We start from the raw sequence: 13,236 nt of genomic DNA on the forward strand, positions 1-13,236 counted from the left end.
GCCCGGTGGCGCTGACGCTTACCGGGCCTACGGTTTTGTAGGCCGGATAAGCGGAGCGCCACCGGGCAACAAAAAGGCGACCACAAAGGGTCGCCTTTTTTATTACAGCAGCTCTCTCGCCGCCGACACTATGTCATGTGCCGTCAGGCCGTACTCCTTCTGCAGGAACTCCTGCGTCCCCACCTGGCCGTAACGCTCTTTTACCCCCACCCGCCGCATCGGCACCGGACAAGTTTCCACCAGTACTTCCGCCACCGCCGAACCCAGCCCGTTGTGAATGCTGTGATTTTCACAGGTCACAATCCGTCCGGTTTTCTCGGCGTAGTTTTTCACCAGCATCCGGTCGATGGGCTTCAGGGTAAACATGTCGATGACCGCCGCACTGACCCCCTCCTGCTCCAGCTGATGCGCCGCCTCAAGCGCTTCCGCCACCATAATGCCGTTGGCAATAAGCGTAATATCACTCCCCTCGCGCAGCACGTTGCCTTTGCCAATGGTGAAGGTTGAGCCCGGCGCATAAACGCTCGGCGCCTGCTTACGGATGGTACGCACCCAGTAGAACCCTTCCAGGTCAATCAGCTGGCGCAGGACGTCTTCAAACATCACCGCGTCAGTCACCTCCAGCACCACCGAATGCGCCAGACCGCGCACGATCCCCATGTCCTCAAACGACATATGGGTCCCGCCGTTGTGACAGGCGGTTACCCCCGCATCCGAGGCAATCACCTTCACGTTGTTGCGCTGGTAGTCGAGAGACATAAATAGCTGGTCGAAGCAGCGACGGCTGGCAAAGGCGGTGAAGGTGTGAACAAACGGCTTACGTCCGGTAAGCGCCAGCCCCGCCGCGGTGCCAATCACGTTGGCCTCCATAATGCCGCAGTTAATCACGTGCTGCGGATAATCGCGCGCTACGCCATCCATCGCCATTGAGCTCATCAGGTCCGCTTCCAGCGCGATAATCTCACTGCCAGCCTCAATCTGTTTTGCCACAAAGCCCGCGTAAACCTTGCGCATCTCAACGGCATCTTTCTGTCGTGGCGGTGCAACCTTAATCATGTGAAGCCTCCAGTTGGCGAATCGTCTCGTTGAGGGCCGCTTTGCTCTCTGCGGTCAAGCGCAGGTGGTGCGAGTTGCTAAGCTGCTCCAGATATGGCACCCCCTGCCCCTTAATGCTGTCGAGGATCACCACCCGCGGGCGCGCATCCGCGGCAGGCACACGGGACGTCACCTCCAGCAGCCCAGGGATATCGTCACCTTTCACCGTCACCACGTCGAAACCAAAGGCGCGGAATTTCCCCGCCAGATCGAAGGCGCTGATGATGTCATCCAGTTCGCCATCCAGCTGCTGCTTATTCCAGTCGACGAACACCGTCAGGTTATTCAGGCGATGGTGGGCAATAAACTGGAAGGCTTCCCAGCACTGCCCCTCGTTCAGCTCACCGTCACCGACGATGCAAAAGACCCGGTTCGGCCTGCCTGCCAGCTTGTGCGACAGCGCCATGCCGCCGGCGATGGAGATCCCCTGCCCCAGCGAGCCGGTCGTGGCATCCACGCCGCGCGTTTTCAGCCGGTCCGGGTGGCTGGGCAGCCGCGTACCGTTCTGGTTCAGGGTGCTCAGTTCCTCAATCGGGAAATAGCCCTTAAGCGCCAGCGTGCTGTAGAGCGCCGGGCCCGCATGGCCTTTCGACAGGACAAAATAGTCTCGCTCAGGCCAGTCCGGATCTGCCGGGTCAATCTTCATCACCGCGCCGTACAGCACGGCGAGCGTTTCAACCACCGACATACTGCCGCCGTAGTGGCCAAACCCCAGCTGCGTCAGCGATTTCAGGGTCTCAAGACGAATGTAACGCGCGAGTTCAGTTATCTCTTTCTCATTCATGATTTGGCTCCGCTGTTTTCCTGCGCGTTACCACCCGCAGGTTTGTTTTTCGCGAACACGTTGTACACCACCAGCAGCGCGAACAGCGCCACAACCAGCCCGGTAATGGCAAGCGGTGACAGGAAGCGCGCCAGGTTGCCGAGCACAATCCCGACAGCGCCGAAATCCGCGTCCGAGAAGGTGGTGTTGGCAAAGCCAATGGCGCCCAGTACCGGCAGCAGCAGGACCGGCAGGAAGGTGATCAGCAGACCGTTGGCAAAGGCGCCAATCATGGCCCCGCGACGTCCACCGGTGGCGTTACCGAACACGCCTGCCGTTGCGCCAGTGAAGAAGTGCGGCACCACGCCCGGGAGGATCAGCACCCAGCTGAACTGCCCGCAGATGAACAGCCCAACAATTCCCCCGAGGAAGCTGAACAGGAAGCCAATCAGCACCGCGTTTGGCGCATACGGATAGACCACCGGGCAGTCCAGAGCCGGACGCGCATTGGGTACCAGCTTTTCCGAGAAGCCGGTGAAGGCCGGGACGATTTCCGCCAGAATCAGACGCACGCCCTGCAGGATGATGAACACGCCCGCCGCAAAGGTGATCGCCATAATGATGGCGTAAACGAGGTAGTTCTGACCGCCGCTGAAGGTGGCCTCGACGTACTCGCGTCCGGCGCTCACCGCCATGATCAGGTAGATAATCATCATGGTCAGGGAGATCGAAATGGAGCTGTCGCGCAGGAAGCTCAGGTTCTTCGGCAGGTTCATCTCTTCGGTTGAGCGCGAGCCTTTACCTACCTTGCTGCCAATCCAGCCGGAGAGCACGTAGCCCAGCGTGCCGAAGTGGCCGAAGGCAATCTCGTCGTTGCCGGTAATACGCTTCATATAGCGCTGCGCAATGGCCGGGAAGAAGGCCATAATCAGGCCAAGGATCAGCGAGCCGGTAAAGACCAACCCTACCCCCTCAAAACCCGCCACCGTCAGGATCACGCCAATCATGCACGCCATGTAGAAGGTGTGATGCCCGGTCAGGAAGATATACTTCAGGCGGGTAAAACGGGCGACGATAATATTTGCCACCATCCCGAAGGCCATAATCAACGCGGTTGAGGCGCCGTATTTCTCCAGCGCAATGGACACAATCGCTTCATTATTTGGAATAATTCCCTGGATATTAAAGGCGTGTTCAAACATGCCGCCTAAAGGATTTAACGACCCAACCAGTACCGTGGCGCCGCCGCCCAAAACAATAAAGCCAAGAATGGTTTTAATGGTCCCTTTCACCACATCAGAAAAGGCTTTTTTCTGCGCGACCAGACCAATTAATGCAATTAACCCCACCAGCACCGAAGGGACTTTTAATATATCAACAACGAAATTCAGCGTTTCAAGGATAAACATATCCACCTCGCCTTATCAGGTTTAACGTTTGTCGAACCAGCTGCGCAGTTGCGCTTCCAGTTCATTGATATCAATGATGTTGTTGATCACCACCAGCTGGCCTTCCGGCACGCTGGCGCTGGCCGCAATGTCTTTTGCCATCACGAACAGATCGGCCGCGCCCGGCGTGGCCGAGGAGAGATCGGAGTGTTCAACGTCAGCCTCAATCTCCAGTTTTTTGAGCACCTTTTTAATGTTCATTTCAACCATAAAACTGCTGCCCAGGCCGGAACCGCAAATAGCCATGATTTTCATTGTTGTCCCCTTATTTTGAGTAGAGTACGCCCCACCACGCTGACGCGTAATGTTGTGAAAAAGCGGATTAAAAAAGTAAATCAGAAGCGGTTAATAATCGTTTTTATCTCCTCCAGCGTATTCGCCTGATGCAGTTCGGCCATATCGGCCTCGCTGGAAAATAACTCAGCCAGCGCCGAGATCATCTCGATATGGCTATTTTTGTCAGGTGCCGCGAGCATAATAATCACATCCACAGGGTCGAACTCACCGGCACCAAAAGAGACGCCCTGCCTGAGTTTTAATAATGACAATCCCAGTCCTTTGGCGCCTTCCTCCGGCCGCGCATGCGGCATAGCCAGCCCTGGTGCCAGCACATAATAAGGTCCTAACGTATGATGTTGCTCAATGATTGCCGTCACGTATTCTGGCGCTATCGTCTTAAGCTCCAGCAGCGGTTTCGCGCAGATCTCAAGGGCCTGCGGCCAGCTTTCAACGCTGTCCTGCAGCGTGATGGTTGTATCATATATCCATTTTTTCAGCACTTTTCACTCCTGCCAGACTGCAAAAGATGAGCAAACTTTATTCAACACATCCATTATTAACCGTGATGATTATCACAAAGATAGCGCTACCAAGATCTAACATTCAGAAGTGTGATAGCGCTATCAAATTAGCATCCTGGCGTGAAATCACAGCAAAAAAAGGGATTTAAGGCGTATACTGCGTGTCACGTGAAATGAAGGAAAACGAACGCGTCTGGTCAGCAGGAAGGTGTATGTCTCTAACCCGAAAACGGCGCAGTACTGGTAAAGTGACACTCGCCGATGTCGCACAGCTTGCCGGTGTGGGCACGATGACCGTGTCCCGTGCACTCCGCACACCTGAACAGGTTTCCGATAAACTACGAGAAAAAATTGAAGCCGCGGTGCAGGAGCTGGGTTATATGCCCAATCTTGCCGCCAGCGCGCTGGCCTCGGCCTCCTCATGGACCATAGCCATGGTGGTGCCTAACCTCTCCGAAGCAGGCTGCTCGGAGATGTTCGCCGGGCTACAGCATGTGCTGCAGCCCGCCGGATATCAAATCATGCTGGCTGAATCCCAGCACCGCCTTGAGCAGGAAGAGAAGTTGCTGGAGACGCTGCTGGCGTCAAATATCGCCGCCGCTATCCTGCTCAGCGTTGAACATTCCGACACCGTTCGTCACTGGCTGAAGAATGCCTCCATTCCGGTGATGGAGATGGGAGCCATGCGCGCCGACCCGATCGATATGAACATCGGGATTGATAACGTGGCGGCCATGTATGAACTCACGGAAATGGTCATTAAGCGCGGCTATCAGAATATTGGCCTGCTGTGCGCCAACCAGGAACAGTGGATTTTCCAGCAGCATCTGCAGGGCTGGTACAAAGCCATGCTGCGCCACCACATGTCGCCAAACCGGGTGATTAACGCGGCCATGCCGCCGAGTTTCTCGACCGGTGCGGCGCAACTGCCTGAATTCCTGCTGGCCTGGCCGGAGCTGGATGCGCTGGTGTGCGTTTCTGACGAACTGGCCTGCGGGGCGCTGTACGAATGCCAGCGCAGGCGCATCAAGGTACCGGACGATCTGGCGATAGTGGGTTTTGGGGATAGCGACGTCAGCCGGGTCTGTCAGCCGCCGCTGACCACCATGGTGGTACCGCATCGTAAGATCGGGATTGAAGCCGGAAAAGCGTTACTGGAGCGTCTGAATGGCGGAGACTGGCGCGACCAAAAACCCATCGCGTCCAGTCTGTGTCTGAGGGAGAGTTGCTAGCGCTTACTCGGCCTCTTCCTCTTTCTCGGATTTGGTCGATTCGTTATTGGCGTTACGGCTCATCCAGAGCGCCAGCGCTTTTAACGAATCCGGCGTAAACTCGTCGCAACGCGCAGTAATCTCTTCCGGCGTCATCCAGTTTACTTCGCTGACTTCTTCTTCCTGCAGGGCGAACGGGCCATGAGAAACGCAGCTGAACAGCCCGCCCCAGACGCGGCAATGCTCATCCTCGAAGTAGAACTGCCCATGTTCGGCAAACGGCACACCGGCAATACCTAGCTCTTCTTCCGCTTCACGACGCGCGGAATCCAGCAGCACCTCATCCGCCTGGACAACGCCGCCTGCAGTGGCATCCAGCATACCCGGGAGAAAATCTTTGGTGTCCGTGCGGCGCTGAACCAGAATTTTACCCATACCGTCATGGACAACGATATATGTCGCACGGTGACGCAGGCGCTCCGCACGCATTTGTTCGCGGCTGGCCTGCGCGATCACTTCATTCTCTTCGTTGACAATGTCAACCCACTCTGTACTTGCCAAATGACTCTGCTCCACCATCGGGAAACCTTCTCGTCTAAGCGCTCTGTCGGCGCGTTTGCAGTTGAGGTGTAACTTACGGATTAATCGTTACCTGCGCAATAACTTGCTGATCATTAAGTGCGATAACGCTCAGGGTATTACCCTCCAGCATGCCATAACTCGCAGGATATCCACCTTTCGGTATGCTGACCGACCCCGGATTAAAGTGATAAGTATCACCGCGTTTTTCAGCGACCGGAATATGAGTATGACCGTAAACCAGGACATCGCCAGCCGCGAGCGCCGGGAGATTATCCGGGCCAAAAAGATGGCCATGCGTCAGGAACAGTCGGCTGTGTTCCAGCAGCACCTGCTGCCACGGCGCGGTGAGGGGAAAATGCAGCAGCATCTGGTCCACTTCGCTGTCGCAGTTGCCGCGAACGGCGATAATGCGCGAGGCATATGCGTTCAGTTTTTCAGCCACCTGCGCAGGGGCGTAGCCTTCCGGCAGCGCATTGCGCGGGCCGTGATTAAGCACATCGCCCAGAATGATCAGCCACTGCGCGCCGCTTTGAGCAAACAGGGAGAGGACACGCTCGGTCGCGGGCAGCGATCCATGGATATCCGACGCAAACATCAGTTTCATCAGTCACTCCTCGGGAAAACAGACTGCCCCATCATACCTGAAGCGTCAGGGCTTATCAGCCCGCATGCTTAGCGGAGAGTGCCACATAGCGCTGCACGGAGGATCGCTGCCACTGAAACGCGGCATAATCGACCAGCAGCTGCGGTACCGCATCACCGTTGAGGATCAAACGATTTAGCATTAACGCCAGATCGGCGTCAGCAATACACCACTCACCGAACAGGTTCGGGTTGCCATGAGCGAGCAGTAAGGTGGCGGTATCAATCAGTTTTTGGGCGCTTTCCTGGCCTTCTGCGCTCAGGGAGGGCTTTTTTACCCCGGCAAACACGACATCCGTCGGGCGTTCCACGCGAATCGGCACCAGATCGCTGCGCAGCCACGCCTGAATCTGCCGCGCCCGGGCGCGCTTTTGCAGATCGTGAGGATAGATCCGCTCCCACTCTGGCGGCGAAAACCGATCTTCCAGATATTCATCGATCGCCGACGATTCGCTCAGGGCAAAACCCTCTATTTCCAGCACCGGCACGCGTCGAGTCAGGTCGTATCCCTGCCACTGCGGTTTAAGATGTTCACCACCGTCAAGATCAACGGTCTTCAGCGTAAAAGTGAGTCCTTTTTCGGCCAGCGCAACGTATACGCTCATGACATAGGGAGAAAAGAAATTCGCATCGGACCACAACGTGATTACGGGCTGGTTCATAACATCCTCATTGGCTGATCGGGTTTTGACTCAACATATAATCTCTTTGCCTCGCTGTCACTTGATGAAAACTCACGATTTACAACAACCACCTATACTCATTTGATATGGCACCACTCTTCGCATGGACAGGAGTTGAGAATGATCGACCTTTATTATGCCCCTACCCCAAACGGCCACAAGATCACCCTTTTTCTCGAGGAGGCCGAACTGGATTACAGGATCATTCGCGTGGATATCAGCAAAGGCGATCAGTTCAGCCCTCTCTTTCTGGCTATTTCGCCGAACAATAAAATTCCGGCCATTATTGATAACCAGCCGACGGACGGGGGCAGGCCGTTGAGCCTGTTTGAATCCGGTGAAATTCTGCTCTACCTGGCGGAGAAAACCGGCAAGCTGCTGAGCGGGGAGTTACGCGAGCGTCATCACACCCTGCAGTGGCTCTTCTGGCAAGCCAGCGGGCTGGGGCCCATGCTTGGGCAAAATCACCATTTTACCGCCTACGCCCCGCAGCCCATTCCTTATGCGATAGAGCGCTATCAGGTTGAAACTCAGCGGCTCTATGGCGTTCTGAACCGTCGGCTGGAGAAGACGCCGTGGCTCGGGGGCGATCATTACAGTATTGCCGACATTGCCTGCTGGCCGTGGGTGAATACCCATGAAAAACACCGGATTGACTTAGGCGCATACCCGGCAGTAAACAACTGGTTCGAGCGCATCCGTACCCGCCCGGCGACCGAACGCGCGATGCAAAAAATCCAGCAAATTTAACCCGGTATGAGGCTGGGTGCCTGTGAGCCTCTCATGTATGATGAGCGGGAAATACTGACACGGAGAAGACCTGCAATGTCACAGCCAGACGCCATTATTCGTATAAAAAATTTACGCTTGCGTACCTTCATCGGTATCAAAGAGGAAGAGATCGCCAACCGTCAGGATATTGTCATTAACGTGGTGATTCACTATCCCGCAGACAAAGCGCGGGCCAGTGAAGACATCAATGACGCGCTGAACTACCGCACCATCACCAAAAATATCATCCAGTACGTGGAGAATAACCGCTTCTCTCTGCTGGAAAAATTAACTCAGGATGTGCTCGATATCGCACGCGAACATCACTGGGTCACTTATGCTGAAGTTGAGATCGATAAACTTCACGCCCTGCGTTACGCCGACTCCGTCTCTATGACGCTAAGCTGGAAACGCCAGGCGTAAACCTGGAGGTTGTATGAAGATTTTGCTGACCGGCGGTACAGGCCTCATTGGTCGTCACCTTATTGCGCGTCTGCAGGCCTTGCATCACGACATTACCGTGGTCACGCGCAGCCCTGAGAAGGCACGCCAGGTGCTGGGGGCAGGTGTCGACATCTGGAAAAATCTCGCCGATCAGCAAAATCTCGACGGCTTCGACGCCGTCATTAACCTCGCGGGTGAACCCATCGCCGATAAGCGCTGGACGGAAGAGCAAAAACAGCTGTTGTGCAGCAGCCGGTGGAACATCACCGAAAAGCTGGTCGAGCTTATCCGCAACAGCCACACCCCGCCTTCGGTGCTGATTTCAGGCTCCGCTGTGGGCTACTACGGCGATCTCGGCGAGGTGGTGGTCACCGAGGAAGAGCCGCCCCATAACGAGTTCACCCATAAACTCTGCGCCCAGTGGGAGCGTATTGCCTGCGCGGCGCAGAGCGATCGGACCCGCGTCTGCCTGCTGCGGACCGGCGTTGTCCTGGCACCGAAAGGCGGCATTCTGGCGAAAATGCTTCCCCCTTTCCGGCTTGGACTTGGCGGGCCCATCGGTAATGGGCGTCAGTATCTGGCCTGGATCCATATCGACGATATGGTCAACGGTATTCTCTGGCTGCTGGATAACGATCTGCGCGGGCCGTTTAACATGGTTGCGCCGTATCCGGTGCGTAATGAGCAGTTTGCCCATGCGCTGGGACATGCCCTGCACCGTCCGGCGATTTTGCGGGTGCCCGCTACGGTGATCCGCCTGATGATGGGTGAAGCCGCGGTGCTGGTATTAGGCGGGCAACGGGCGCTGCCCAAACGGCTGGAAGCGGCCGGTTTCGCGTTCCGCTGGTATGACCTTGAGGAAGCGCTGGGGGATGTGGTGCGGTGAATATGCTACAGTCGTACGCCATGTTCCGATGAAATGGCGTAACAATGGCAACCCTCACTACCCCCCGGCTTCATCTCACTCCCTTCAAACCCACTGACTGGGCCTTCTTTCGCTCGCTGCGCGAAGATCGCAGCATCATGCGCTATATGGCCGCCATCGCCCCGGAAAAAGAGACCCGACGCGTGTTTGCCGCGCGGCTTACGGCTGCACATGTTTTTGTGATCCGCTTTCGTAATGATGACACCCCCCTTGGTGACATCGGCCTGCAAATCAGCCCTGAGAATCATGAAGAGGCCGATATCGGCTATACGGTCGTGCCTGCCGTACAGGGAAAAGGCATCGCCAGCGAGGCGCTGCGCGCGGTGTGTGAATACGCCTTTAACCAGACCGGCGTGAAGGCGATTAACGCCTACGTGCTGGCGGACAACGGCGGGTCGGTGCGGGTGCTGGAGAAAGCCGGATTTGTGCGTACCCAGGTGCTGGAAAAGGCGTATGAGATTGACGGCGTGCGCTATGACGACTGGGTATATCGGCTGGAGTGCGGTGCGCTCTGAATGCCGGGCGGCACGGCGTTTGCCCGGCCTACGGTTTGTGTAGGCCCGGTAAGCGAAGCGCCACCGGGCGATTGAGCTGCACCGCGGTCCTCTCCCACAGGGAGAGGGAGAAAGGCAAAACCTACTTCAAAGAACCCTTCAGGAACTGCTGCAAACGCGGGCTTTGCGGGTTCGCCAGCACCTCATCCGGGTGCCCCTGCTCTTCAATTTTCCCCTGATGCAGGAAAATCACGTGGTTCGAGACGTTACGGGCGAAGCCCATCTCGTGCGTCACCACCACCATCGTTTTGCCCTCTTCGGCCAGCTTCTGCATGATGCGCAGCACTTCGCCAACGAGTTCCGGGTCCAGCGCTGAGGTCGGTTCGTCAAACAGCAGTACCTCAGGTTCCATTGCCAGGGCGCGGGCGATAGAGACGCGCTGCTGCTGACCGCCGGAGAGGTGCACCGGGTATTTCATCTGCTGGCGCTCGTCGATCCCCACCTTTGCAAGGTATTTCACCGCCCGCTCGCGGGCTTCATGCTTGCTCAGCCCCAGCACCTGCACCGGCGCTTCCATCACGTTCTCCAGCACCGTCATATGGCTCCAGAGGTTAAAGTGCTGGAACACCATCGTCAGACGCGTACGCAGCAGGCGCAGCTGGTTCTTGTCGGCCACCTTCAGCTGGCCGTCTTTGTCACGCACCAGGTTAATATTCTGCCCGCTCACCACAATTGAGCCTTCGCTCGGCTTTTCGAGGAAGTTGATGCAGCGCAGGAAGGTACTTTTACCCGAGCCGGATGAGCCGATAATACTGATCACGTCGCCCGCATTCGCCTGCAGCGACACCCCTTTCAGCACTTCATGTTCGCCGTAGCGTTTGTGCAAATCAATTACGTTTAATTTGTTCTCAGCCATCATCTTTCTCAGTGCGTCGAAGAAGGTTTTATATGCTGCAACCAGCGTTTTTCAGCCTTACGGAACAGGCTAATCAATACATAAGAGATAATTAAATAGAGCACCGCCGCAATGCCAAATGCGGTAAACGGCTGATAGGTCGCGGAGTTAATATCGCGCGCAATTTTGAGCAGGTCCGGTACCGTCGCGGTAAAGGCGAGCGCGGTGGAGTGCAGCATCAAAATCACTTCGTTACTGTATGCCGGTAACGCGATACGCAGCGCCGACGGCAGGATAATGCAACGGTAGAGTTTCACAGAAGAAAAACCGTACGCACGCGCCGCTTCAATTTCACCGTAAGGGACGGAGCGAATAGCCCCCGCGAAAATCTCGGTGGTATAGGCGCAGGTGTTGAGCGTCAAGGCCAGTACCGTACAGTTCAGACCGCTACGGAAGAACGCGTTCAGCATCTCAGTGCCTTTGACGATCTCAAGCGTATACATCCCCGAATAGAAGACCAGCAGCTGCACGTACAGCGGCGTACCGCGAAACACATAGGTAAACAGCCAGATTGGGAACTGGATAAATTTATTGTTCGACACGCGGCCAATGGCAAGAAACACCGCCAGAATACCGCCCATCACCACCGAGGAGATCAGCAGCCAGAGCGTGATCGCCACGCCGGTAAAGCGGTAACCATCTGTCCACAGCAGCGATTTCCAGTATTCCTGAATAATCTCAATCACAGGTCAGCCCTCTTCACACCCACGGAATAGCGACGCTCAAGCAGAAGCAGCACCCCGTTGGAGACAGTCGTAAAGACCAGATAGATAACGCCACAGACCACCGCAAAGTAGAACGGCTCCCAGGTGCTTTTGCCTGCCAGCTGCGTGGCTTTCACCACGTCTTCCAGGCCCAGCAGCGAGACCAGCGCGGTGGCTTTGAGGATGACCTGCCAGTTATTACCGATGCCAGGCAGCGCATAGCGCATCATGGCGGGGAACATAATCCGACGAAACGTTTGTGAAGAGGTAAAACCAAATGCGGTTGCCGCCTCAATGTGACCTTTCGGCACGGCCATGTAAGCCCCGCGGAAAGTTTCAGTGAAGTAGGCACCGTAGATAAAACCGAGGGTAATAATACCGGCCACCATCGGGTCGATATCAATTTGTCCCATGCCCATCGCGTCTGTTATGCCGTTAAGCGCAATCTGCAGACCGTAAAAGATCAGCAGCATCAGCACCAGATCGGGAACGCCGCGAATGAGCGTGGTGTAGCCTTCAAAGATCAGCGCCAGCGGTTTGTTAGCCGAAAGCTTCGCCCCTGCGCCTGCCAGACCTATCAGCACCGCCAGCACCACGGAGCTGATAGCCAGCTCAAGGGTGACAAGCGCGCCCTGTAAAATAACGCCAGAAAATCCGTACAGCATACCGCGAGCCCTGTCGTATCGTGAGTGGTGGAACCGTGTCTTTTCCCCTCCCTCAGCGGGAGGGGCCGCACGTTATATGACGGGGCGATTAGCCGCCGTAAACATTAAAATCGAAGTATTTTTTCGCCAGTTTGTCGTACGTTCCGTCCGCGCGCATTTCAGCAAACGCCTTGTTCAGGGCTTCACGCAATTCGTTGTCTTCCTTGCGCAGGCCCATACCGGTCCCTACACCAAACAACTTCACATCCTTAATGGACGGGCCGCCAAACTTGTAATCTTTACCCACCGGCGTTTTCAGGAAGCCTTCGCTCGCGGCGACTTCATCCTGGAAAGCGGCATCAATTCGGCCTGCCGTCAGGTCAGCGTAGATATTTTCCTGGCCCTGATAGGAGACGATTTCAATCCCCTTCGGCGCCCAGTGCTCGTTGCCGTAGGTTTCCTGCGTGGTGCCCTGCAGTACGCCGACGCGTTTGCCTTTCAGGGATTCCAGCGTTGGCTGAATGTCGGAAGCTTTAGCCACCACCAGACGAGAATCGGCCGCGTAGAGTTTGTCGGTAAAGGCAATCTCCTGCTGGCGTTTTTCGGTAATGGAGAGCGAGGACATAATCACGTCGATTTTTTTCGCTTTCAGAGACGGGATCAGCGCATCCAGCGGGTTCTCAACGTAGGTACACTGTGCTTTGATGCGTTTGCACAGCTCATTGGCCAGATCGATGTCAAAACCGACCAGTTCACCCTTTGAATTCTTTGATTCGAACGGTGCATAGGTTGGATCGGTACCAATCCGAATTTTCTGCGGAATGGCTGCGAATGCCGCGGTGGCGCTGGAAAAGGCCAGCACCAGAGATAATGACAACACGAGCTTTTTCATATTTATCCTCAACAAACTGTCTTCATACGGGATTTTTACGACGACGGGGTGGTGCTAATGTGCCATTAATCCCCTCAGTCAGGCAAAGATTAATGCCTTTTAGCCGGGAATTTTTGCATTTTAAATGCGTAAGTATGCACACAGCGATCCAATACAGTGCAACAAATGCACTGCATTGGGTCA

General features: G+C 55.8%; 17 protein-coding genes. 5 read left to right on the forward strand and 12 right to left on the reverse strand.

Translation table 11 applies throughout. From position 1 onward, the window contains the following. Positions 1 to 102 precede the first annotated feature (102 nt). From GM298_RS13105 to GM298_RS13125, 5 genes are all read right to left on the reverse strand, one after another. Positions 103 to 1,056: a transketolase family protein gene (locus GM298_RS13105; protein WP_025757175.1), complete on the reverse strand. Its 954-nt coding sequence runs from the start codon at positions 1,054 to 1,056 to the stop codon at positions 103 to 105. Continuing rightward, the gene (locus tag GM298_RS13110) at positions 1,049 to 1,879 is read right to left on the reverse strand and encodes a transketolase (RefSeq protein ID WP_266154222.1); all 831 of its coding nucleotides are present in this window, start codon (positions 1,877 to 1,879) and stop codon (positions 1,049 to 1,051) included. Before GM298_RS13110 ends, GM298_RS13105 begins: the two co-directional genes overlap by 8 nt. Continuing rightward, positions 1,876 to 3,267, reverse strand: a complete 1,392-nt coding sequence (locus GM298_RS13115; protein WP_025757173.1) for a PTS ascorbate transporter subunit IIC — start codon at positions 3,265 to 3,267, stop codon at positions 1,876 to 1,878. The genes GM298_RS13110 and GM298_RS13115 overlap by 4 nt, the downstream gene beginning before the upstream one ends. A 21-nt stretch (positions 3,268 to 3,288) precedes the next feature. Continuing rightward, positions 3,289 to 3,561 (reverse strand): PTS sugar transporter subunit IIB, encoded by a 273-nt coding sequence (locus tag GM298_RS13120; RefSeq protein ID WP_025757172.1) that lies wholly within the window; start codon positions 3,559 to 3,561, stop codon positions 3,289 to 3,291. A gap of 80 nt (positions 3,562 to 3,641) precedes the next feature. Next, entirely contained in the window at positions 3,642 to 4,085 is a 444-nt protein-coding gene (locus tag GM298_RS13125; RefSeq protein ID WP_025757171.1) for a PTS sugar transporter subunit IIA, read from the reverse strand. Between the two features lie 233 nt (positions 4,086 to 4,318). Between GM298_RS13125 and GM298_RS13130 the strand changes: the two genes are divergently transcribed. Then, on the forward strand, positions 4,319 to 5,338 hold the full coding sequence (locus GM298_RS13130) for a LacI family DNA-binding transcriptional regulator (RefSeq protein ID WP_262783357.1): 1,020 nt from the start codon (positions 4,319 to 4,321) through the stop codon (positions 5,336 to 5,338). Positions 5,339 to 5,341: 3 nt separating this feature from the next. Here the strand turns inward: GM298_RS13130 and yfcD are convergent, their stop codons facing one another. From yfcD to yfcF, 3 genes are read right to left on the reverse strand one after another with little or no spacing between them, the layout of a single operon-like run. Beyond that, the gene (gene yfcD / locus GM298_RS13135) at positions 5,342 to 5,896 is read right to left on the reverse strand and encodes an NUDIX hydrolase YfcD (protein ID WP_025757169.1); all 555 of its coding nucleotides are present in this window, start codon (positions 5,894 to 5,896) and stop codon (positions 5,342 to 5,344) included. A gap of 55 nt (positions 5,897 to 5,951) precedes the next feature. Beyond that, the gene (gene yfcE, locus GM298_RS13140; RefSeq protein ID WP_047959153.1) at positions 5,952 to 6,503 is read right to left on the reverse strand and encodes a phosphodiesterase; all 552 of its coding nucleotides are present in this window, start codon (positions 6,501 to 6,503) and stop codon (positions 5,952 to 5,954) included. Between the two features lie 55 nt (positions 6,504 to 6,558). Further along, on the reverse strand, positions 6,559 to 7,203 hold the full coding sequence (gene yfcF / locus GM298_RS13145; RefSeq protein WP_266154226.1) for a glutathione transferase: 645 nt from the start codon (positions 7,201 to 7,203) through the stop codon (positions 6,559 to 6,561). A gap of 141 nt (positions 7,204 to 7,344) precedes the next feature. Here yfcF and yfcG point away from each other — a divergent pair, with 141 nt between their 5' ends. From yfcG to GM298_RS13165, 4 genes are all read left to right on the forward strand, one after another. Further along, positions 7,345 to 7,974 (forward strand): GSH-dependent disulfide bond oxidoreductase, encoded by a 630-nt coding sequence (gene yfcG, locus GM298_RS13150; RefSeq protein ID WP_047959154.1) that lies wholly within the window; start codon positions 7,345 to 7,347, stop codon positions 7,972 to 7,974. 75 nt (positions 7,975 to 8,049) lie between these two features. Then, positions 8,050 to 8,418, forward strand: a complete 369-nt coding sequence (folX, locus tag GM298_RS13155; RefSeq protein WP_025757165.1) for a dihydroneopterin triphosphate 2'-epimerase — start codon at positions 8,050 to 8,052, stop codon at positions 8,416 to 8,418. A 13-nt stretch (positions 8,419 to 8,431) separates the two neighbouring features. Next, entirely contained in the window at positions 8,432 to 9,325 is an 894-nt protein-coding gene (locus GM298_RS13160) for a TIGR01777 family oxidoreductase (RefSeq protein WP_032672455.1), read from the forward strand. A 44-nt stretch (positions 9,326 to 9,369) separates the two neighbouring features. Beyond that, complete coding sequence (locus GM298_RS13165; RefSeq protein ID WP_128338736.1) at positions 9,370 to 9,879, forward strand: GNAT family N-acetyltransferase; 510 nt, start codon at positions 9,370 to 9,372, stop codon at positions 9,877 to 9,879. A gap of 121 nt (positions 9,880 to 10,000) precedes the next feature. On the opposite strand, the gene hisP is transcribed toward GM298_RS13165, so the two are convergent. From hisP to hisJ, 4 genes are all read right to left on the reverse strand, one after another. Then, positions 10,001 to 10,774, reverse strand: a complete 774-nt coding sequence (hisP, locus tag GM298_RS13170; protein WP_014832781.1) for a histidine ABC transporter ATP-binding protein HisP — start codon at positions 10,772 to 10,774, stop codon at positions 10,001 to 10,003. Between the two features lie 8 nt (positions 10,775 to 10,782). Continuing rightward, positions 10,783 to 11,499 (reverse strand): ABC transporter permease, encoded by a 717-nt coding sequence (locus tag GM298_RS13175; RefSeq protein ID WP_008502590.1) that lies wholly within the window; start codon positions 11,497 to 11,499, stop codon positions 10,783 to 10,785. Beyond that, positions 11,496 to 12,182, reverse strand: coding sequence for a histidine ABC transporter permease HisQ (locus tag GM298_RS13180; protein ID WP_008502591.1), 687 nt, complete (start codon positions 12,180 to 12,182; stop codon positions 11,496 to 11,498). Before GM298_RS13180 ends, GM298_RS13175 begins: the two co-directional genes overlap by 4 nt. A gap of 88 nt (positions 12,183 to 12,270) precedes the next feature. Continuing rightward, positions 12,271 to 13,053, reverse strand: coding sequence for a histidine ABC transporter substrate-binding protein HisJ (gene hisJ / locus GM298_RS13185; protein WP_023336423.1), 783 nt, complete (start codon positions 13,051 to 13,053; stop codon positions 12,271 to 12,273). Between the last annotated feature and the right edge of the window lie 183 nt (positions 13,054 to 13,236).

It is taken from the genome of Enterobacter sp. HSTU-ASh6, from assembly GCF_026319105.1.
GTDB lineage: Bacteria > Pseudomonadota > Gammaproteobacteria > Enterobacterales > Enterobacteriaceae > Enterobacter > Enterobacter sichuanensis.

What these genes read in the sequence shown, in the direction of transcription:
- GM298_RS13105 (WP_025757175.1), bottom strand. Translation starts at nt 1,056, where the DNA reads ATGATTAAGGTTGCACCGCCACGACAGAAAGATGCCGTTGAGATGCGC.
- GM298_RS13110 (WP_266154222.1), bottom strand. Translation starts at nt 1,879, where the DNA reads ATGAATGAGAAAGAGATAACTGAACTCGCGCGTTACATTCGTCTTGAG.
- GM298_RS13115 (WP_025757173.1), bottom strand. Translation starts at nt 3,267, where the DNA reads ATGTTTATCCTTGAAACGCTGAATTTCGTTGTTGATATATTAAAAGTC.
- GM298_RS13120 (WP_025757172.1), bottom strand. Translation starts at nt 3,561, where the DNA reads ATGAAAATCATGGCTATTTGCGGTTCCGGCCTGGGCAGCAGTTTTATG.
- GM298_RS13130 (WP_262783357.1), top strand. Translation starts at nt 4,319, where the DNA reads ATGTCTCTAACCCGAAAACGGCGCAGTACTGGTAAAGTGACACTCGCC.
- yfcD (WP_025757169.1), bottom strand. Translation starts at nt 5,896, where the DNA reads ATGGTGGAGCAGAGTCATTTGGCAAGTACAGAGTGGGTTGACATTGTC.
- yfcE (WP_047959153.1), bottom strand. Translation starts at nt 6,503, where the DNA reads ATGAAACTGATGTTTGCGTCGGATATCCATGGATCGCTGCCCGCGACC.
- yfcF (WP_266154226.1), bottom strand. Translation starts at nt 7,203, where the DNA reads ATGAACCAGCCCGTAATCACGTTGTGGTCCGATGCGAATTTCTTTTCT.
- yfcG (WP_047959154.1), top strand. Translation starts at nt 7,345, where the DNA reads ATGATCGACCTTTATTATGCCCCTACCCCAAACGGCCACAAGATCACC.
- folX (WP_025757165.1), top strand. Translation starts at nt 8,050, where the DNA reads ATGTCACAGCCAGACGCCATTATTCGTATAAAAAATTTACGCTTGCGT.
- GM298_RS13160 (WP_032672455.1), top strand. Translation starts at nt 8,432, where the DNA reads ATGAAGATTTTGCTGACCGGCGGTACAGGCCTCATTGGTCGTCACCTT.
- GM298_RS13165 (WP_128338736.1), top strand. Translation starts at nt 9,370, where the DNA reads ATGGCAACCCTCACTACCCCCCGGCTTCATCTCACTCCCTTCAAACCC.
- hisP (WP_014832781.1), bottom strand. Translation starts at nt 10,774, where the DNA reads ATGGCTGAGAACAAATTAAACGTAATTGATTTGCACAAACGCTACGGC.
- GM298_RS13180 (WP_008502591.1), bottom strand. Translation starts at nt 12,182, where the DNA reads ATGCTGTACGGATTTTCTGGCGTTATTTTACAGGGCGCGCTTGTCACC.
- hisJ (WP_023336423.1), bottom strand. Translation starts at nt 13,053, where the DNA reads ATGAAAAAGCTCGTGTTGTCATTATCTCTGGTGCTGGCCTTTTCCAGC.